The sequence below is a fragment of the Bradyrhizobium acaciae genome, from assembly GCF_020889785.1.
Lineage (GTDB): Bacteria > Pseudomonadota > Alphaproteobacteria > Rhizobiales > Xanthobacteraceae > Bradyrhizobium > Bradyrhizobium acaciae.
Map to the genome: position 1 here is coordinate 1 of NZ_JACMYK010000010.1, position 19454 is coordinate 19454.

The following is a 19454-nucleotide window of genomic DNA, read 5'->3' on the forward strand; positions in this document are numbered from 1 at the left end:
CCGAAGCTCGGCGTCGTCGCGCGCGAGATCACGCTGTTGCCGCGACACTGGGACTGGCTCGCACAGCAAAAGGGCGGTGCATCGGTTGCGCTCCGCAAGCTGGTCGACGAGGCGCGGCGCTCCAGCGGCGACAAGGATCGGACGCGCGCTGCGCAGGATGCCGCCTATCGCTTCATGACCACGATGGCCGGCAACCGGCCGAACTACGAGGACGCGATCCGCGCGCTGTTCGCGCACGACCGGCGGCGCTTCGCGACGCTGATCGCAGACTGGCCGGCCGATATCCGCGATCACGCGATCGCGCTCGCCCATAGCGATCAAGCGGACTGATTCATTTTGAATAGTCTGGGTGAGTAACCTCAAACGGGATGTCGTCCCTGCGAAAGCAGGGACCCATAACCACTGAAGAGCATTGCAGCGCGTCGAACTAGCCGCGTGCCCTTAGCAAGGCCGCGGAGTATGGGTCCCTGCTTTCGCAGGGACGACAGCGGTACATGCTGCCTGACCTACTCACCAAACCGCACAAGCTCGGTACCACTTTGGAATTTGAACGTGTCCAAGCCCACGTCCCTACGCAAAGCCTTCCTGTTCTTCCTCGCGCCGATGTTGCTGAGCAACGTGCTGCAATCGCTGTTCGGCACCATCAACGGCGTCTATCTCGGCCAGATGATCGGAGTCGACGCGCTTGCCGCCGCGTCGGTGTTCTTCCCGGTGATGTTCTTCTTCATCTCCTTCGTGATCGGGCTGAGCGCCGGCGCCTCGGTCATGATCGGCCAAGCCTGGGGCGCCGGCGAGCCCGACCGGGTGAAGGCAGTTGCCGGCACGACCATGACCGTGACATTGCTGCTTGCTCTCGCGATCGCAATCCTTGGCGGCCTGTTCGCTCGGCCGCTGTTGATCGCGCTCGCCACGCCGCCTGACGTGCTCGACGCCGCGGTGTCCTATGCGCGGATCATGATGATCACGATGCCCGTCACGTTCGGCTTCCTGCTGCTCGCGGCGATGATGCGCGGCGTCGGCGACACCGTGACGCCGCTGCTGGCGCTGACGGTCTCGACCGTCGTCGGCCTCGTGGTGACGCCGGCGCTGATCCGCGGCTGGCTCGGGCTGCCGATGATGGGCGTCGCCAGTGCCGCAATCGCTTCCGCCGTCTCGGGCGTGGTCACGCTGCTCTGGCTGCATGTCCACATGCTCAGGCACAAGCATCCGCTCGCCTTCGACGCCGCGTTCCTGCGCGCGATGCGGCCGAACGGCGCCCTGCTGCGCATCGTATTGCGGCTCGGTATTCCCACAGCGATCGGCATGGTGGTCGTCTCGCTCGCCGAGCTGGTGCTGCTCGGCCTCGTCAACGGCTTCGGCTCGGACGCCACCGCCGCCTATGGCGCGGTCAACCAGGTGATCGGCTATGTGCAGTTTCCGGCGATCTCGATTGCCATCACCACCTCGATCTTCGGCGCGCAGGCGATCGGCCGCGGCGATTCCGGCCGGGTCGGCGCCATCGTGCGGACCGGGCTCGAGATGAACCTCGCACTGACCGGCGGACTGGTCGTGCTCGGCTATCTCTTCGCGCGGCCGCTGATGGGCTTCTTCATCGTCGACGGCGCGGTGCTCGCGCTGGCGCAGCAGCTTCTGTACATCGTGCTCTGGAGCATGGTGCTGTTCGGCATGGCGACGGTGTTTTCCGGCGCGATGCGCGCCGGCGGCACGGTGTGGATGCCATTGTTCATCTCGATCCTGGCGATGGCGCTGGTCGAGGTGCCGGTCGCGATCCTGCTCAGCCGCGCCATCGGCATCAGCGGCATCTGGATCGCCTATCCCGCCACCTTCGCCACCATGTTCGTGCTGCAGATGGCCTATTACACCCTGGTATGGCGCAAGCAGACTATCAAGCGACTGATTTGACATCGCGCGCCGCGGCTCACATGATGATTATCATATTCTATGGATGGCGCCTGCGGCAGCAGGCCCATGCTACAACGAGCCCAGACTAAACAAGCCGAGGGAGAGACCGCCGTGAGCCAAAATCCGCAATTCCTGTTCGATTTCGGCAGCCCCAACGCTTTCCTCAGCCACGAGGCGATCCCGGCGATCGAAAAGCGCACCGGCGTCAAATTCGAATATGTCCCGGTCCTGCTCGGCGGCATCTTCAAGGCCACCAACAATAAATCGCCGGCCGAGACGCTGGCGGGCGTCAAGAACAAGCCGGAGTTCATGAAGATCGAGACCGAGCGCTTCCTCAAGCGCTTCAACGTCAAGCCCTACACCTGGAACCCGTTCTTCCCGGTCAACACGCTGAACCTGATGCGCGCGGCGGTCGCCGCCCAGCTCGAAGGCGTGTTCGAGAAATATATCGATGCGGCCTTCCACCACATGTGGGTCGAGCCGAAGAAGATGGACGACCCGGAGGTCGCCGGCAAAGCCCTCGCCTCCTCCGGCCTCGATGCCGCAAAACTGTTCGCGCGGGCACAGGATGCCGACGTCAAGGGCAAGCTGATCGAATACACCCAGTCCGCCGTCGAGCGCGGCGCGTTCGGCTCGCCGACCTTCTTCGTCGGCAAGGAGATTTTCTTCGGCAAGGAGCAGCTGCGCGAAGTCGAGGAACTGGTGTCGGGAAAGTGAGATGAGCGGGCGGTAAATTGCGAGTAGCGAAGGCCGCACTGACATCCCACTCTATTCGTTACCCGCATTCGTTATTCCGCCCCGCCCTCCGGGCAACAACAAAGAAGGACAAATTCCCATGCGCGTTCTCGTGGTCGGCGCCGGTGCGATCGGCGGTTATTTCGGTGGCCGGATGCTTCAGGGCGGCCGCGACGTCACTTTCCTGGTGCGCCCTCGCCGCGCCTCCGAGCTCGCCTCGGCCGGGCTCGTGATCAAGAGCCCGAACGGCGATGTCACGCTGAACAACCCGCCGACCGTGCAGGCGGACAAGCTCTCGGACAAGTTCGACGTGGTGCTGCTGAGCTGCAAGGCATTCGATCTCGACGACGCGATCAAGTCCTTTGCGCCCGCGGTCGGCGACAAGACCGCGATCATCCCGCTGCTCAACGGCATGCTGCATCTCGATGCGCTGGACAAGAGGTTCGGCGCCCAGCATGTGCTCGGCGGCCTCTGCGCGATCGCAGCGACCCTGAACGAGAAGCGCGAGGTGGTGCAGCTGCAGCCGATGCAGTCGCTCAATTTCGGCGAGCGCGCCGGCGGCATGTCGGATCGGGTGCGCGCGATCGCCGACACGTTCTCCGTCGTCAACGGCGCGACCGCCAGCGATCACATCATGCAGGACATGTGGGAGAAGTGGGTGTTTTTGGCATCGCTCGCCGCTTCCACCAGCCTGATGCGGACCTCGGTCGGCAACATCCTGGCCGCGCCCGGCGGCAAGGATTTCCTGCTCGGCATTCTCGACGAATGCACCGCGATCGCCGCCGACGCCGGCCATGCGCCGGGCGGCCCGTTCTTCCAGCGCACGCGCGGGCTGCTGACCGCCGAGGGCTCGCCGATGACCGCATCGATGTTCCGCGACATCAAGGCGGGGCTGCCGGTCGAGGCCGATCACGTGATCGGCGACCTGATCGTGCGCGCCGACGCCGCCAAGATCCCGGTGCCGAAGCTGCGCACGGCGTACACGCATCTGAAGGCGTATGAGAAGCAGCGGGTTGGCTAACACACTATTGGCGTCGTCCCTGCGAAAGCAGGGACCCACAACCACCGGCTCCAATTGGGTGACGAGATAGCAACCGCATCTGCCTCAAATTGAGAGGTTGCGGCGTATGGGTCCCCGCTCCCGTGCGCAATTGCGCACTAGGCAGGGACGACGCCATCTTTGCGGCTACAAATGCGACAGATAATGCGCGAGCGCGGTGATCTCCTCGTCGCTCAGCGGGTAGGCCACATCGGCCATCGCGGCCTGCGCGCCGCCGGAGCGTTGCCCGGACTTGTAGTCGTGCAACGCCTTGACGAGATATTCCTCGCGCTGGCCGGCAATGCGGGCGACGGCCTTGGTGCCGGCAAAGCCATCGCCATGGCATGAGGCGCAGCGGCGGCCGGCGGCGGCCTGCTTGCCCTTTTCGGACAAGTCCGGATTGTCGTCCTTGCCGCCCTTGAACGGCGGAAGCTGCGCGAAATAGGCGCCGAGATTGCGGATGTCCTCGTTGCTGAGCTGCTCGACGATCGGCTGCATCTGCTCGTTCTTGCGCGCGCCGGCGCGGAAGAACACCAGCTGCCATTGGATGTACTGGTCGAGCTGACCGGCCAGCGAGGGAATGTTCTCGGTCTGCGAGATGCCGTTGTCGCCATGGCAACCGGCGCAGACCTCGGCCTTCTCCTTGACGGCGGCATTGTCGGCAGCCTGCGCGGACGACGCCAGCAGGATGGCCGCTGACAGGATTCCAAGCGACGCATGACGCATTGTCAGTTTCTCCGGCTGTCATTGCCGGGCTCGACCCGGCAATCCATCTGCTTGAAAGGGGTTTTTGTTTGGATGGATGCCCGGATCAAGTCCGGGCATGACTGATCTGTTCCGTGGACGGCTTGCCGTTCCACGTAAACGGGGCTGCGACTGCCTGATCGGCCCCCGCAGCCCCGCATTGGCTCAACCGTTACTTCTTGCTGTAGCTGATGCGATAGATCGCACCGGCCCAATCGTCGGCGACGAGGATGGAGCCATCCTTGTCGAGAAGGATGTCGGCGGGACGGCCGAGATAGCCCTGGTCACCCTCGATCCAGCCGGACGCGAAGACTTCCTGCTTGGCGTCCTTGCCGTCGGGGCTCGCGGTGATCTTCACGATGCGGCCGCCCTGGTACTTGTGCCGGTTCCAGGAGCCGTGCTCGGCGATCAGGATCGCGTTCTTGTAGTCGGCCGGGAATTGGCTGCCGGTATAGAACTTCATGCCGAGCGGAGCCACGTGCGCACCCAGATTGTACACCGGCGGGGTGAACTCCGAGCAATTGTGACCCATCGCGAACTTGGTGTCCGGCAGGTTGCCCTGGTGGCAATAGGGATAACCGAAATGCTCGCCGATCTTCGAGATCATGTTGAGCTTGTCGCTCGGCAGATCGTCGCTGATCCAGTCGCGGGCGTTTTCGGTGAACCAGTACTTGCCGGTGCGCGGATCGACGTCGCCACCGACCGAGTTGCGCACGCCGAGCGCCCAGATCTCCGCATTGCCGGTCTTCGGATCGACGCGGCGGATCTGCGAAACCGAGGTCGGCGGGATGCCGATGTTGAAGGGAGGTCCGAACGGAATGTAGAACCAGCCATCCTTGTCGACGGCGATGTATTTCCAGCCATGCGCCGCGTAGGACGGCATGTCGTCATACACCACCTTGCCTTGGCCGAGATTGTCGAGATTGGCTTCGGCATTGTCGTACTTGATCAGCTTGTCGACCGCGATCACGTAGAGCGCGCCGTCGCGGAAGGCGAGGCCGGTCGGCATGTTGAGGCCCTTGAGGATGGTCTTGACCTCCTTCTTGCCGTTGTTGTCCTTGATCGCATAGACGTTGCCGAGGCCGAACGAGCCGACGAACAGCGTGCCCTTGTCGCCCCAGGCCATCTGCCGCGCCGCGAGCACGTTCGAGGCATAGACCTCGATCTTGAAGCCCGGCGGCAGCTTGATCTTCTTCATCATCGCCGCGAGCTCGGAATCCGACGCGCCGGTCGGCGGACCGGACGGCGGGGCAAGGCCCTTCTGCGCCTCGGTCTCGTCGCCGAGGAACCAGTCATCCGGCGGATGGGTCCAGAATTCCTTCGTGCCCGATTCGTACTTCTTCAGCGCCCGGCTCTTGTCCGTTTGTTGCTGCGCATTGGCAAAGCTTGTCCCCGCCAGCAGCGCTATCGCCGCGAACGCAAGTATTGATCGATTGAAAGCGGACTTCATCGCGTCACTCCCCTACGCAAGCCGTTGCAGCTTGCCTGTTATTGATTTTGAACGCCGTGAGAGATGATGGTGGCGGTCTGTGAGGTAGGTCAGACGGCAAAATGGTAGCACATCCATCGACGCTGAAAAGCGCATGCAGCGGTGTGCGCTGCGTCAAAACAAGTTGAGGCGAAATTTGAGACGAAATTTGAGATCAAATTTTCCTGCACGAGCCTGCCTGATAACAAGGCATTCTGCACCGCAGCGTGATATTCGAATGAAGCTAACGCCGATGATCGCGCCAACTAAAGCGCGATGAGATCAGGTTGAAGCGTCATCGCGCTTTAGCTCCTTGTTTGAGCATGATCTTTTCGGAAAACCGCTTCGCACTTTTCCGGATCATGCTTTAGCGCGATGAGAGGCGGGCGAGGCCGAGCGCCTGCACTTTTGCTTTCGACAACGGCCTAACAACACGCTGCGCCGCTGCCCGCTGGAGATCGCCGCGATCTTGAAGCCGTCATCGGCGGCGATGATGTCACCGGTGCGAAGCGTCATGTCGTCCTCGATCGCAATCGGCGACAGGCCGGTGGAGGCGCCGGCGCTGCACGAGCATCGCGGCACGATCTCGCGCTGGAAGCGGAATGCATTGGCGAGCGTCTTGTAGGTCTCGCCGTCGTCGGTTCGGGCGCTGTCGATATCGGAGCCGGAATACAGCTTCACCTCGGCGGCGGGACAGGCCGCCTCGCATGTCCTGATATCCGCCGCCTCGCTCACACGCGACAGCGGGAAGAAGCGGCCATCGCAGGTTGTGACGCAGAAGTTCTGCCGGCCGCCCAGTTGCGATCGCGTCGTGATGTAGACCCGCGGCCGCAGCCGCTCCGCGGGATCAAGGCCGGGCGCCGGAACAAAGCCAGGTACGGGAAAGGAACCGGGCGCCGGCGCATACGCCGAGTCGCTCGGCAATTGCTGCGCTGAAGCCGGCGGATATGTCGAGATGCCGACGAGCACGACCAGCGCTGCAACGCATGCATGCGCCAAGCGCCGGTTCAACCCGGGATCTGGCTTCCAGCTGATCGACATCATTCACTTGCTTGCCGCGTCGAGGCGCGAGCGGCAGCCACTTCAACGCCGACACAGCACAGATATCTGTCAGTTTTGAGAAAGCACCGTTCTGGCGGCCAACCGGACCCGAAACGGCTATCGCCGGCCGCGGCATCCTGACCGCGCGATCGTGGTGCCGTCCGAACACCAAAAAGCCCGCACCAATGGGCGGGCCTTCATCAGACTGTCAGCTCGGTCAGCGAGATATTTGGAGCGGGCGAAGGGGCTCGAACCCTCGACCCCGACCTTGGCAAGGTCGTGCTCTACCACTGAGCTACACCCGCATCCGAAATGGCGGCGATCGCTCGCCGGCAACGGCAGACCTATGCCAAATGCTGTCTGTGAATGCAACACAAGAGCGCGGTCCGAGCCTCACGAAATCGCGCGGTTTCCTTAAAAATCGACCTCGAATCGGCCGAAATCGACCACGCCGCCGATTTCTTTTCACCTTTCCGCCGGAACGGGCCTCAAAGCCATCTCGTCCCGGAGCGATTCGAGCCAGGTCTCGAACCAGCCGGTCAGCGTCTGCGCCAGTTCGACGCGGCTGCCGGCGTCGCAATCGAACACCGCCCACCATTCGATAAAGGCCCGGTCGCCGTCGACCACCGGGGTCACCCGCAGGGTCGCGCTGAAATCCGTCACCGGCAGGGTCGGGCTGTCGGCAAATTCATAGGTCTGGAAGCGCTCCACATCGGATTGCGCAAGCAGCCGCTGCCGGATCCGACGCTCCCGGTACAGCACGTTGCGCACGGCACCGACGGTGTCACCGGATCTGCCGCCCTCGATCTCGCTCGTGGCAGCACCGTGGACCCAGACCGGGTAATTATTGAAATCGCGGATGATTTTCCAGACCTCGCCGGCCGGCTGCTCGAACACGGTGCTGTAATAGGCCTTTGCCATCGGCGATCCCCTGGGGCCATGAAGGACCGCCATCATCAGCCGTTCCGGGGCGCCGACCCACCCGATCTCCGATGGAACGGGACGGCCGGCAAGCGATTGAATTTTTCTGGCCGACCGCCATTTACTGGGCATGATCCCTCGGAAAACCGGTTCCCACTTTTCCGGGATCATGCTCTAGCCTGACAGAACGGCTGAACCGGCCGCGCGGAGCGTGCTAGAACGCCCCCATATTTATTGACCTCAGAAGACCAGGCGAGGACAACGTGACGATAATGGAGCAAGGCGGCCCCACGCCCCAGGCAGCGCCCGATCTGATCAAGGAGACGACGACCCAGACCTTCGTCAAGGACGTCATCGAGGAATCGCGCCGGCAGCCGGTGATGATCGACTTCTGGGCGCCGTGGTGCGGTCCCTGCCGCCAGCTCACGCCGATGCTGGAAAAGGCGGTCAACAACGCCAAGGGCCGGGTCAAGCTGGTCAAGATGAACATCGACGAGCATCCGCAGATCCCGGGCCAGATGGGCATCCAGTCGATCCCGGCCGTGATCGCCTTCGTCAACGGCCAGCCCGCTGACGGCTTCATGGGCGCGGTGCCGGAGAGCCAGGTCAACGCCTTCATCGAGAAGATCACCAAGGGCGTGCCCGCCGCCGGCGAGCCCAATCTGGCGGAGATCCTGGCCGAGGCCGACGCCGTGCTGGCCGAGGGCGACGCCGCCCAGGCCGCACAGATCTATGCCGAGGTGCTGGCCCACGATGCCACCAACATCGGGGCGCTCGCCGGCCTTGCCAAATGCTACGTCACTTCGGGTGCGGTCGAGCAGGCCAAGCAGACGCTGGCGATGGTTCCGGAATCGAAGCGCAACGACGCCGCGGTGAAGGCGGTGCAGGCGGCGATTGATCTCGCCGAACAGGCGCAGTCGGTCGGTCCGATCGCGGAGCTGGAACAGAAAGTCGCCGCAAACCCGCTCGATCATCAGGCGCGATTCGATCTCGCGACCGCGCTCAATGCCATGAACAAGCGCGCGGAGGCGACCGAGCAATTGCTCGCCATCGTCAAGCGCGACCGCAAGTGGAACGACGACGGCGCGCGCAAACAGCTGGTGCAGTTCTTCGAGGCGTGGGGCGGCACCGATGAGGCAACCGTCGAGGGGCGCCGGCGGTTGTCGACGATCCTGTTCTCGTAAAGCACGCCCGTCACAGCAGCGGGACCGTAGATGCCGATCAATGCCGAATATCGCGGGCCCGGCGAGCTCCCGGAGATCATCCCGGTGTTCCCGCTGCCGGGCGCGCTGCTGCTGCCGCGCGGCCAGATGCCGCTCAACATCTTCGAGCCGCGCTATCTCGCGATGATCGACGACGCGCTGCGCGACGGTCACCGCCTGATCGGCATGATCCAGCCCGATGCGGCGCATTCCCAGAAAGAGGCGAAGCCGGTGCTGTTCCGCATCGGCTGCGTCGGCCGCATCACCCAGCTCGCCGAATCCGGCGACGGCCGCTACATCCTCGAGCTGACCGGCGTCGCGCGCTTCAAGATCGTCGAGGAGCTGACGGTGCAGACGCCGTACCGGCAATGCAAGGTCGACTTCTTCTCGTTCACCGGCGACTTCACCGCACGCAAGGGCGAGGACGCCGTCGACCGCAAGGCGCTGCTCGAGGTGCTCGCCGATTTCCTGGAAGCCAACAATCTGAAGGTCGACTGGGAAGGAATCGAGTCCGCGCCCAACGAGGCGCTGGTCAATGCGCTGGCGATGATGTCGCCCTATGGTTCCGCCGAGAAGCAGGCGATGCTCGAAGCGCCCGACCTGAAGACCCGCGCCGAGATCCTGATCGCGGTCACCGAGATGGACCTCGCCAAGAAACGCACCAGCGGCGACCCGCCGGTGCAATAAGGGCCGTCACCGCAACTCTCGCCGACCAAACCAGATATGAAGCGGAAACATCAGCGACAGGGCAAACCCCACGCTGAGATGGATCCAGCTCATCCAGGGCCTGACCACCTCCGAACCGAGGTAGTAGAGCCCGAAGGCGGTCACGATCAGCGCGGCATTGAACGTCGCCATGATCGATCCCGAAATGCGATTCTTGCGGCTCCGCCACGCGCGCAGCAGATGCACGGGAACGAGCGCGCCGAGCAACAGCAGCGCCAGCATGGCGACACCGCCATGAATCATCAGCAGGTTGGCGGCAACCTGCTGCCATATCTCGGCACCGTCGGCGTTCTTTTGCCAATCGGCCACCAACCAGCCGGCGCCGGTCAGCAACAGCGCCGCAAACGCGGCGTACATCGCATAGCGAAATGAACGTTTAAGCCGCAAGGTGCACCGCCTCTGACCAGTCGGACGTGATCTGAATGTCCCCGTCTGCCGCGATCAGCAGGGCGCTGGCTCCGTAATGCTCGAGCAGGTCGCCGGCACCGGTCCCCGAGATCATCACGACCTTGGTCAGCGCATCGGCAATCATGCATGACGACGTACGGATCGTGGCGCCGATCATCGCAGCGGCCGGCTCCCCGGTTGCGGGATTGATGATCGCGGAAACGCCCAGAGACGAGCCCTCCATCAGATCAAATCGGCGCGCCGTCGACGCCAGCGCCTCTCCAGCCATCTCGATACGCGCAAGCAGGCGTAGCGGGTCGCGCGGATCGCGCAGATCGACCGCGTGCGGCGCTACTCCGAACACCCGAAGATCGCCGCCGGCATTCACCAGCCCTGCCGGAACGTCGAACTCGCGCAACACCTCGATGGCGCGGTCGACCGCAAAGCCCTTGGCGATTCCTCCGAGATCGATCCTGGTACCGGGCGCCTGAAGGCGCACGATGCGTTCGGGCAGCAACTCGATCGCATCGCCGACGCACGGTCCGGGCACGACGGCCCGCTCGTCGTCCGCTCCCGGCAGCAGGCCGACGGCTTGCAATGCCGGTGCAACGGTCGCATCGAAGATCCCCCCGGAGCGCCAGTGCATCTCGACCGCCGCCTCCAGCACCTCGAACGTCCAGGCGTGAACCCGCATCGGCCGAACGCCGGCCTCTCGATTGAGCCGGCTGACATCGCTGTCGCGCTCATGAAAGCTCATCAGCCGATGAACCTGCGCGACCGCATCGAATGCGGCGTCGATGGCGGCATTCGTTCTGGAGCCGGCGGCGGCGACCTCGATCTCGACAAAGGTGCCGAGCAGCGGGCGCGCGCGGCGAGTCCTATCGGAGGCGATTGGCATAGGCGGTCAGGATCCTCTTCACGCCCTCCGTGACATGCGTCGACGACAGCGTCGCGCCGGAGATGTTTCTGATGTCGCCATTGACCTTGAGCGCACTGGCGCTGGTCTTGCCGACAAATTGCGCAAGCCAGCTTGGGCTCCTGACCTCACCGCCGTAGGATTCCCTGTATTGCAGGATCTCGACGCTGTGCACCGCGCCGCCCGGCGTCAGCGCCACCGCATAGTCGATGAACAGGTGCTTGCCGATCACCCGGTCGAAGATGAGAAATCCCGCGACCTTGCCGCCGGCCTCGGCCTTCCAGACCCGGCCGGCCTGGACCTCGGTGAAATGCGTCGCCGACGGAAACGCCTGCTTCTGCGCCTCCTCGATCGACATATACTGAACCGCATAGGCCGGCGAAGCAGCCGACACGATCGCCGCAGCCGGCAGCGTATATCGAACCCAACTCATCTTACACTTCGCTCCTATCGTTTTCATCACGCTGCAGCGGCCTGTCCTGCGCGCCGTACCGATCTCAGAAGAAGAAGCCGACGCCACCGAGGAACGAATCCGACATCGCACTGGTGATGCTCTTGTCGATGACGTGCTGGTAGGTCGCCTTCAGCACGACCTTCGGCGACGGGAACAACGCGAAGCCGGCGGTGTGGTATTGTCGCTGGCCCGCACCGGTCGGCATGTTCGCATCCGTGCCGGCAAAGCCGCCGGTCTGGAGGTTCTGGTAGGTGTAGCGATAGAACGGCACCGCCTCCCACTCGCTGTTCAGGACGGTGCCGAGCTGCACGTGGTAGGCGATCTCGCCGGAATAGCCGTACATCGACTTGCCGACATTGTTGGTGGGATCCGAATCGTTGTTCGCGCGTAGATTCTCCGGATGGCTGAAATCCGCACGGACATACTCGCCGCGAAGCTCGAGGCCGGTCTGAGGCACGCGATAGCGGAACTCGGCGTCGAACATCGACAGACTCGAGTGACCGAGGAAATTGCCGAGATCGTCGTGAGCTCCGCGCGGCGTCGTGTTCGGCGAGAAATAGGCGCTGACGCTGCCGGCGAAGCCCTGGAGGAACGTCGGCGTGAAGTCCAGCCGGCCGGCGACCGCGACCGCGTTGTTGAGCTGCTGGAAATCACCGAGCGGGGGCCGCGAGAAAGCGAGCCCGTTCAGGCCGTCGATCCCCGCCGCGTACGCCGTACCCGGAAGCGGCACGGTCTTGGCCGCGGTGCGATTATCAAAGGAATCGCCGAAGTCCTCGTTACTGGTCGCAACCATCACCTGATACTTCAGATCTTCGGTGATCGTCCCGTAGACGCTGCTGGCCGGCACCTTCCAGGTCGACGGAATGAGCCCGAGATACAGCTCGGGCCGGTTCACGCTGTAGAACTGCGTCGGCTCGTGGTGCTGGTTGTAGTAGCCGATCGGCACAAGATCGATACCCGGCGCACGCCAGTTGAACTGATCGATGATCTTGAAGTCGATCCAGAGCTGCTCGATTTCGGCGGTACCGTGGAGCTTGTCGTCGTTGTCGAATCCGGAGCCGGCGTGCTCGAATTCGATCTCGGCGTTGAAGATGATGTTTGGCGTAATCGCGTAGGTCGGCAACAGGACGAAGCGCTGAGCATCGAAGCCCTTTTGCCACTGGCCGTTGGCAGCCGGATTTTGCGCGCTGCCAAACTTGATTTCGCCATAGGCGCCGATGCTGAGGCCAGGCACGGGTGAATCGACCAGTCCGAGAATGGGCTTGTCGCCTGCCGCAGGCAGCGGCGGGAGATTCAGCATCGGCTTGGCCGGCGCCTCTGCCGATTGGGCTTCGGGCTTGCCCTTGCTCTCCTTCGCTTCCTGCTTGGTATCCGTCGCCTCCTTCGCATCGGGGGGTGACGCCGTCGCGTTGACGCTGCGAATCGAGGCCGGCCGCGGCGAGGACTTGGCATCGACGCCAGCCGGAGGGCGACTTTCCTTTTCCTTCAGCTCGGCTTCGAGCGCTGCGATGCGCCGCTCCATCTTGTCGAGCTTTTTCAGCAATGCCTCGTTCGCGCTATCGTCTGCCGCGAGGGCGCCGCTGCCGGTGAAGACCGACAGCGCGGTCGCCGCGAGCAGCGCCGCGCGCCTCGATCTGGAGCCAAGCTCGAATTTCGAAGCACCGAAGCCCGTGCTGTGATGCGATGACATGCAGCTCCCCTGGATCGGCGGAAATGGAAAACCCGCGACATAAGGGCGCACCTAGCACTGTCTCGAATTGTTTCGAAATGCTTGGGAAGCCTCTCGAAGCGATTCGAGGTTAGAATCACTCCATTCTAGAATAGGACTAAAACTCAGCTGCGAGGGGTTTCCGGCGTCACGGGATTTGCTCGCTGGCCGGGCTGACGAATTCGACGTGGCTTACGGCCGACCGCGAATGGATTTCCGTCCGGTGAACATCGCTTGCACGAGATTCTGACGCTGCAGCAATCCCACCACGATGACGCCGAGCACGTGCAGGGCGACCAGGATGATGACCGCGTCGGAGGCATAGGCGTGGGTATCTTCGACCCACCAGACGCCGAAGAAGGTGACGGTGACCTCCATTGCACCTGTGATCGCCGAGACCGCGAGCGACAGCAGCAGTGCGACCAGCATCACGGTGCCCGCCGGGTTGAGCCCGATATAGCGCCCGGTGATGCCGCGGCGGAGATTCCAGATGTAGCGCGGCGCGGCGCGCAGGCGGACGCCGAGCTTGCCGAAACGCGCGTAGCGCGTGCCGGCAAAGCCCCAGATCAGCCGGAACGCCAGCAGGGCGATCACGGCATAGCCGGCCAGCCGGTGCAGCCGGTCGAAGACGTTCGGCGTCACCCAGGCCACCAGGACGAGGATGGCGAGCGCCCAGTGCCAGAGCCGCAGCGGCAGGTCCCAGACCTGCACGTTGGTCGCGCCGCGGGCGCCGGGCGCCGCCTCCTTCATCGCGCCTGCTTCACTTGGAGCTTCACTTAGTGCTTCACTTGGCGATCGTGTGCTTCAGGCTGAGATCCTCGGGGCTGTAGAACAGCTCGTAGAGCTTGCCTTCCTTGACGCCGTAGACTTCGTAGCACGAGCCTTCGACCTTCGAGCGGCGCACCTCGTAGCCGGCGGCCTTGGCCTTGGCTTCGGCATCGCTCGCCGGCTTCCACGACGCCTTGTCGAGCTTGGTGCAGGTCTTGTAGCCGTCGGCGAACGCCGCCGATCCAGTTAGCGCCAGAACACTCGCTGCCAGCACAGCGCTCAAAATCACTCTCACGCGTATCTCCCCTCCATTGACGATCCTGCCCACAACGCTGTCGCGCAGGGCACATTCGTGAACAATGCTGAGGTGATCGCCAAGTCAAGGAAGCGTGGCGGCGGCAGGCTTTAGAGAAATTCTAACGGCCGTGAAAACCGCTTTGCGCTCCGCGCGCAATTTGGTTTTGACCAGCCGCTGCGGCCTTACGCCTCATGCGCATCCATCCGTTGAGACAGGCCTTCGATCAGGACGCGGCACCGGCCATCGCGCGACGAACCGCCGGGCGTTCGGCCACCGCCGGGGTCCGCCCACCGATCATCTGCGCGACCTTCTCGCTATGAACCGGCGGGCTGAAGTGGAAGCCCTGCACTTCCACGCAGGCGTCGGCACGGAGGATGTCGAGCTGCTCCCTGGTTTCGACGCCTTCGGCCGTCGTTGTCTTGCCCAGGCTGACCGCAAAGCGAACGATCGCGCGCGCGATCCGGCGCGACTCGTCGGTTGCGCTTGAGAGCTCGGACACGAAGCTGCGGTCGATCTTGACCTTGTCGAACGGAAACTTCTGCAGGAAGCTCAGTGACGAGTAGCCGGTGCCGAAGTCGTCGAGCGCAATCCGCACGCCGAGATCGTGCAGCTGGCTGAGCGCCGCGAACACCGCTTCGCTGTCCTGAATGATGGCCGTTTCGGTCACTTCGAGCTCGAGCCTGTCGGGCGAAATTCCCGCGCTTGCCAGCGCGTGCACGATCACCGGGACCAGTTCCGGGCTCCTGAACTGCACCGGCGACAGGTTGATCGCGATCTTGAGGTCGTCGGGCCATTTTGCGGCCTCCGCGCACGCGGTACGCAGCACCCATTCGCCGAGCGGCACGATCAGGCCGGTCTCTTCCGCCAGTGGAATGAACTGCACCGGCGACACCATGCCGCGCTGCGGGTGATGCCACCGCAACAGCGCTTCGAAGCCGCAGGTCTCCCCGCTCGCGACGTTGATGAACGGCTGATAGTGCAACTCGAACTCGCCGTTGGCGAGCGCGTTGCGCATGTCGCGCTCGAGGCCGCGCCGGGCCTGCAGCAGCCGGTCGAGCTCCGGCTCGAAGAAGCGGAACGAGCCGCGCCCGCCGCTCTTGGCCGAGTAGAGCGCAAGATCGGCGCTTCTCAGAACCTCGTCCGAATCGGTACCGTCGCGCGGAGCGATCGCGATGCCGATGCTGGCCGTGGTGGTCACCCGGTGATGGCCAAGATCGATCGGCTCGCTGAGCGCCTTTCTGATCTTCTCGGCGAGCAAGCCCGCTTCCGGGACCGGATCGCGGACGTAGTCGATCACCGCGAACTCGTCGCCGCCGAGCCGCGCGACCAGCGTGGTTTCGCTGACGCACCTGCGCAACCGCGCGGCCACCGACTTCAGCAGCGCATCGCCTGCCGGATGCCCGAGCGTGTCGTTGACGTCCTTGAAGCGATCGAGATCGAGCATCAGTACCGCAAGGCTCGGCCCGCCGCACCTCGCGCCGGAGAGCGCCTGCTCCATCCACTCCCTGAGCAGCACGCGATTCGGCAGATCGGTCAGCGCGTCGTGTTGCGCCATGTAGGTGATCTTGGCCTCGGAGCGCCGCTGCTCGGTGACGTCGCGATGCGTCGCCACCCAGCCGCCGCCGGGCATCGGCTGCCGCGTCACGCAGATCAGCCGGCCGTCGGCGAGCTCGTCGACCCGGCTGCTGATCTCATCGGCCGGCAACGCATTCAATGTCGCGAGCACCTGCGTCGCGGCGCTGTCGCTGGTCTCGCCCTTGAGAATGCCGTTGGCGATCCGATGCGTGATGATCGCGCGATGCGCCGCGCCGGGCAGCAGCAGCTCGGGCGGCAGCCGGTACATCTTGGCATAGCGGTCATTGCACACGACGAGGCGTTTCTCCGCATCGAACATGCAGAGGCCCTCACCCATGTGGTTCATCGCCGTATCCAGCCGCAACCTCTGCTCTTCCAGCTCCTTCTGCGACGCCTCGACCTGCTGCTGCGCCAGCGAAAGCTGGCTGATGATTTCCTCGAAGCGGCGCGTGCGCAGCGCGAGGCGGCGGTCCGCGAGCACGCCGACCAGGCTCATGCCGAGCACCGAAAGCGCGACGCCCGCAATCACGATGGCGAGGAACGCGGGAGAGAGCGACAAAGCCGCCGGCGTCAGCAACGGATCCGGAACGATCTCGACCGCACCCATCGCGGTGAAATGGTGCGACACGATCGCCAGCGTCAGCAACAGCGCCGCAACGAGCGTCATCCAGCGATCCTGATGGCGGACCGCGATTGCCAGCGCGGCGTAGCCGAACAGCATGCCGAGCACGATGGAGGCAGCCACGAGGTCGAGCGACCAGACCACGTGGCCCGGCACTTCCAGCGCCCACATGCCGAGATAGTGCATGCTGGCAATGCCGGCTCCGATCACTGCGCCGCCGACCGGCGCGCGCCAGCTACCGGAGTCGCTGGCAGCAAGGCCGAGTCCGCCGGACGTCAACATCATCGCCACGGCGAGCGACAGCGCCGTTAGCACGATGCCGTAGCCGGTCGGCACGCCGGGCTCGTAGGCGAGCATGGCGATGAAATGCGTTGCCCAGATTCCGTAGCCGATCGCAGCGCCCGCGATCGCAATCCAGATCATCCGCGTCCTCGCTTGCGAGGCGATCGCGCGATGGAAGATGTTGACGGCGACAATGCTGGCGACAAAGCAGACCAGTCCGGCCAGCAAAACGAGCCGCCAGTCATGCTCACCTGAGAGACACGTCAAAACACGAAACATGCACCGGTCCATGGTTGTCCGCGAGGGCAAGCTAGGCCGATTGAATTGTCTTCTCGATAATTTTCTGCAACTTTCGGTGGCATGGTTATCCGCGCGTAAGCCGATTCAGCACGGAAATTGATGGCCCCATAAATTTTGCAAAGGCTCGGCAATCGGTCGCGTCTTCAACCCGCGAGCGGGACCAGAATGGTTTCCCCGGTTGCGACCAGCGACGCCTCGCCGTGCTCGTTCTCCGCGAATAATTCGGCGCGCGCAAAAATCTGTCTCCGCCCGACGCGCAGCGTGGTGCCTCTGGCGATGAAGCAGCGGCCCATCGCGGGCTTCAGGCAACTCATCGAGAAATGCGATGCGGTGACGGACCCCGCGATCGATGCCGCGGCAAAGCCACAGGCGGTGTCGAGCAGCGCCGCAATCATGCCCGCGTGCAGATGTCCCGCATATTGGGTGAAATCGTCACGCCACGGCATGCGCAGCTCCACTTCGCCCGCACCGGCGGAGACGATTTCGAAGCCGGCAAGCCGGTTGAAGGCCGCCGACGCATTGGTTGCAACGAGTCGTTCGAGATTGAAACCCTGGCCGGCACTCATGCAAAGCTCCATTGCGGAGGTCGTCGCTCGAGATTCGCCCTGACGGCCTCGATGTGATTGGGCGTGCCGAGCAGGCTCTTTTGTTCGGCGGTTTCGGCCGCGAGTCCGGTCGCCGCATCGCAATCGGCGGCAAGATTGATCAGCCGCTTGGCGGCGCGGATCGCATCTGGGCTGCGGTCGGCGATCGCGCGTGCCGTCTCCAGTGCGGCGGCGCGCGGGTCTTCGACGATCCGGGTGGCGAAGCCGTAACCGAGCGCCTCGTCGGCGGAGAAGACGCGGGCGGTGTAGGTCAGTTCGCGGACCACGTCTTCCCGCGCCAGATGGCGCATCAGCTGCGTGCCGGTCATGTCGGGCACCAATCCCCATTTGGCTTCGATGATGGCAAGGCGCGTGGCAGGCGCGAGATATCTGATGTCGGCACCGAGCATCAGTTGAAAGCCGCCGCCGAAGGCGATGCCGTGGACGGCGGCAATCACCGGCACCGGCAGCTCGCGCCAGAGCCACACCAGGTGCTGCGCGAGATTGGCAATGCCATGGGTGCGCTGACCAAGGTCGGCAAAGGGCAGGATGGATTCGCCTTCGGTCGTTGCGATCAGCCGCTCCATGTCGAGGCCGGCGCAGAAGGCCTGGCCTTCGCCCGACAACACCACGGCGCGGACCCTTCGGTCGTCCTTGAGCCGCGCGCCGACGTCGGCGATCGCCGTGAACATCGCCGGATCGAGCGCATTGAGCTTGTCCGGTCGATTGAGCCTGACGTCCGCCACGCCGTTGGGGATGCTCAAGCTGACACGATCATTCGTCATGGCAGTGCTCGCTAATAGCCGGCGGCCGCAAGCGCCACGACTGCGCTCATCGCCATCCAGCCGACATGGCGGAAGCGGGTCGCGATTGCATTCGCGAGCGCAGCGCAGCCGAACACGACCGCGAGCGTCGCCACGATCCAGTGCCGCGCCGCATCCGAGGCCATCGCCGGCGCGGCAACGAGCAGCACGCCGCCGCCGATCCAGGCGACGGTGCCGGCCTGATAGACCAGACGCAGCAAGAGGCGCAGCCGCGGCGGCTCGACGGTGGCGCGCGCGAAGATTTTGGTCTCGCCGAGAACGCCATGGATCAGGCTGACCAGGATGGCGATGAGCCCGGCGCCTTGCAGCAGAAGATCACGCATCGCGATGCCTCCATACAGTACTGTATTGATATGATCCCGACCGCTGGCGCCTGTCAATACACTTGTGTATGGTCGGGGGCGCGGGACGGGGGAACCATGACGGAACCGCTTTCGGTCAAGGATTGGCTCGATCAGGGCCTCAAGACGCTGGCGCGACGCGGCTTCACCGCGCTCAAGGCCGAGCCGCTGGCCAAGGCCATGGGCGTCTCGCGCGGCAGTTTCTACTGGCATTTCGCCGACATCGGCGCCTACCGAACCGCGATCCTCACCCATTGGCGTGAGGTCGCCGCCGAGCAGGTAATCGCCGAGCTGGAGACCATTCCGGAAGGCGGCGACGCGCTGGCGCTGCTGCTGCGCCGGACTTTCTCGGCGCGGCTGGCGCTGGAACGCGCGGTCCGCAGCTGGGCCACCGCCGATGCAGCGGCGCGCGCGGCCGTGCTCGAGGTCGACCAGCGCCGGATCGGCTACATCGAAACCCTGCTGCGGCAGGCCGGATTCCCGGACGACGTGGCGCGCGGCCGGGCGCAGATCTTCTATTGGGCGTTCATCGGCTACGCGCTGTCCGAGCAGACGCTGCCGAAGGCGCGGCAGCAGGCCGCAATCGATGAGCTGTTGCGCATCGCCAAGCGCTGACA

21 protein-coding genes and 1 tRNA gene are annotated in these 19454 nt (G+C 64.2%); 7 read left to right on the forward strand and 15 right to left on the reverse strand.

Annotation, left to right across the window (positions count from 1 at the left end; translation table 11 throughout):
- The 4 genes from H8A92_RS06990 to panE form a co-directional block, all read left to right on the forward strand.
- The coding region (locus H8A92_RS06990; RefSeq protein WP_229195099.1) for a DUF2239 family protein at window positions 1–330 on the forward strand (330 nt) is incomplete at its 5' end.
- A gap of 216 nt (window positions 331–546) precedes the next feature.
- Window positions 547–1902: an MATE family efflux transporter gene (locus tag H8A92_RS06995; protein WP_420831296.1), complete on the forward strand. Its 1356-nt coding sequence runs from the start codon at window positions 547–549 to the stop codon at window positions 1900–1902.
- A 66-nt stretch (window positions 1903–1968) separates the two neighbouring features.
- Window positions 1969–2619 carry a 2-hydroxychromene-2-carboxylate isomerase gene (locus tag H8A92_RS07000; protein WP_229195100.1) on the forward strand — a complete coding sequence of 217 codons (651 nt, stop codon included), beginning with the start codon at window positions 1969–1971 and terminating at the stop codon, window positions 2617–2619.
- A gap of 118 nt (window positions 2620–2737) precedes the next feature.
- Complete coding sequence (gene panE, locus H8A92_RS07005) at window positions 2738–3658, forward strand: 2-dehydropantoate 2-reductase (RefSeq protein ID WP_229195101.1); 921 nt, start codon at window positions 2738–2740, stop codon at window positions 3656–3658.
- A 165-nt stretch (window positions 3659–3823) separates the two neighbouring features.
- On the opposite strand, the gene H8A92_RS07010 is transcribed toward panE, so the two are convergent.
- From H8A92_RS07010 to H8A92_RS07030, 5 genes are all read right to left on the reverse strand, one after another.
- Entirely contained in the window at window positions 3824–4402 is a 579-nt protein-coding gene (locus tag H8A92_RS07010) for a c-type cytochrome (protein WP_229195102.1), read from the reverse strand.
- 190 nt (window positions 4403–4592) lie between these two features.
- On the reverse strand, window positions 4593–5870 hold the full coding sequence (locus H8A92_RS07015) for a PQQ-dependent sugar dehydrogenase (RefSeq protein ID WP_229195103.1): 1278 nt from the start codon (window positions 5868–5870) through the stop codon (window positions 4593–4595).
- 378 nt (window positions 5871–6248) lie between these two features.
- The gene (locus tag H8A92_RS07020) at window positions 6249–6929 is read right to left on the reverse strand and encodes a DUF2865 domain-containing protein (protein WP_229195104.1); all 681 of its coding nucleotides are present in this window, start codon (window positions 6927–6929) and stop codon (window positions 6249–6251) included.
- 230 nt (window positions 6930–7159) lie between these two features.
- Window positions 7160–7234, reverse strand: a tRNA-Gly gene (locus H8A92_RS07025).
- Between the two features lie 160 nt (window positions 7235–7394).
- The gene (locus tag H8A92_RS07030) at window positions 7395–8021 is read right to left on the reverse strand and encodes an SRPBCC family protein (RefSeq protein ID WP_229195105.1); all 627 of its coding nucleotides are present in this window, start codon (window positions 8019–8021) and stop codon (window positions 7395–7397) included.
- Between the two features lie 92 nt (window positions 8022–8113).
- Here H8A92_RS07030 and trxA point away from each other — a divergent pair, with 92 nt between their 5' ends.
- Complete coding sequence (gene trxA / locus H8A92_RS07035; RefSeq protein ID WP_229195106.1) at window positions 8114–9034, forward strand: thioredoxin; 921 nt, start codon at window positions 8114–8116, stop codon at window positions 9032–9034.
- Between the two features lie 30 nt (window positions 9035–9064).
- A complete protein-coding gene (locus H8A92_RS07040) occupies window positions 9065–9739 on the forward strand; it encodes an LON peptidase substrate-binding domain-containing protein (protein WP_229195107.1) in 675 nt (224 codons plus the stop codon).
- A 6-nt stretch (window positions 9740–9745) separates the two neighbouring features.
- On the opposite strand, the gene H8A92_RS07045 is transcribed toward H8A92_RS07040, so the two are convergent.
- The 10 genes from H8A92_RS07045 to H8A92_RS07090 form a co-directional block, all read right to left on the reverse strand.
- The gene (locus H8A92_RS07045; RefSeq protein ID WP_229195108.1) at window positions 9746–10111 is read right to left on the reverse strand and encodes a hypothetical protein; all 366 of its coding nucleotides are present in this window, start codon (window positions 10109–10111) and stop codon (window positions 9746–9748) included.
- Between the two features lie 43 nt (window positions 10112–10154).
- A complete protein-coding gene (locus H8A92_RS07050) occupies window positions 10155–11063 on the reverse strand; it encodes an FAD:protein FMN transferase (RefSeq protein ID WP_229195109.1) in 909 nt (302 codons plus the stop codon).
- Window positions 11044–11514, reverse strand: coding sequence for an FMN-binding protein (locus H8A92_RS07055; RefSeq protein WP_229195110.1), 471 nt, complete (start codon window positions 11512–11514; stop codon window positions 11044–11046). The genes H8A92_RS07050 and H8A92_RS07055 overlap by 20 nt, the downstream gene beginning before the upstream one ends.
- A gap of 64 nt (window positions 11515–11578) precedes the next feature.
- Window positions 11579–13225: a hypothetical protein gene (locus H8A92_RS07060; protein ID WP_229195111.1), complete on the reverse strand. Its 1647-nt coding sequence runs from the start codon at window positions 13223–13225 to the stop codon at window positions 11579–11581.
- Window positions 13226–13435: 210 nt separating this feature from the next.
- Window positions 13436–13993, reverse strand: a complete 558-nt coding sequence (locus tag H8A92_RS07065) for a cytochrome b/b6 domain-containing protein (RefSeq protein WP_229195112.1) — start codon at window positions 13991–13993, stop codon at window positions 13436–13438.
- Between the two features lie 34 nt (window positions 13994–14027).
- A complete protein-coding gene (locus tag H8A92_RS07070) occupies window positions 14028–14306 on the reverse strand; it encodes a PepSY domain-containing protein (protein WP_229186757.1) in 279 nt (92 codons plus the stop codon).
- A gap of 226 nt (window positions 14307–14532) precedes the next feature.
- Window positions 14533–17067, reverse strand: a complete 2535-nt coding sequence (locus H8A92_RS07075) for a bifunctional diguanylate cyclase/phosphodiesterase (protein ID WP_229195113.1) — start codon at window positions 17065–17067, stop codon at window positions 14533–14535.
- Between the two features lie 164 nt (window positions 17068–17231).
- Entirely contained in the window at window positions 17232–17654 is a 423-nt protein-coding gene (locus H8A92_RS07080) for a PaaI family thioesterase (protein WP_229195114.1), read from the reverse strand.
- Complete coding sequence (locus H8A92_RS07085) at window positions 17651–18457, reverse strand: crotonase/enoyl-CoA hydratase family protein (protein ID WP_229195115.1); 807 nt, start codon at window positions 18455–18457, stop codon at window positions 17651–17653. Before H8A92_RS07085 ends, H8A92_RS07080 begins: the two co-directional genes overlap by 4 nt.
- Before the next feature lie 11 nt (window positions 18458–18468).
- The gene (locus H8A92_RS07090) at window positions 18469–18819 is read right to left on the reverse strand and encodes a hypothetical protein (RefSeq protein ID WP_229195116.1); all 351 of its coding nucleotides are present in this window, start codon (window positions 18817–18819) and stop codon (window positions 18469–18471) included.
- A 96-nt stretch (window positions 18820–18915) separates the two neighbouring features.
- On the opposite strand from H8A92_RS07090, the gene H8A92_RS07095 reads away from it, so the two are divergent.
- Complete coding sequence (locus tag H8A92_RS07095) at window positions 18916–19452, forward strand: TetR/AcrR family transcriptional regulator (RefSeq protein WP_229195117.1); 537 nt, start codon at window positions 18916–18918, stop codon at window positions 19450–19452.
- The last annotated feature ends 2 nt before the right edge of the window (window positions 19453–19454 follow it).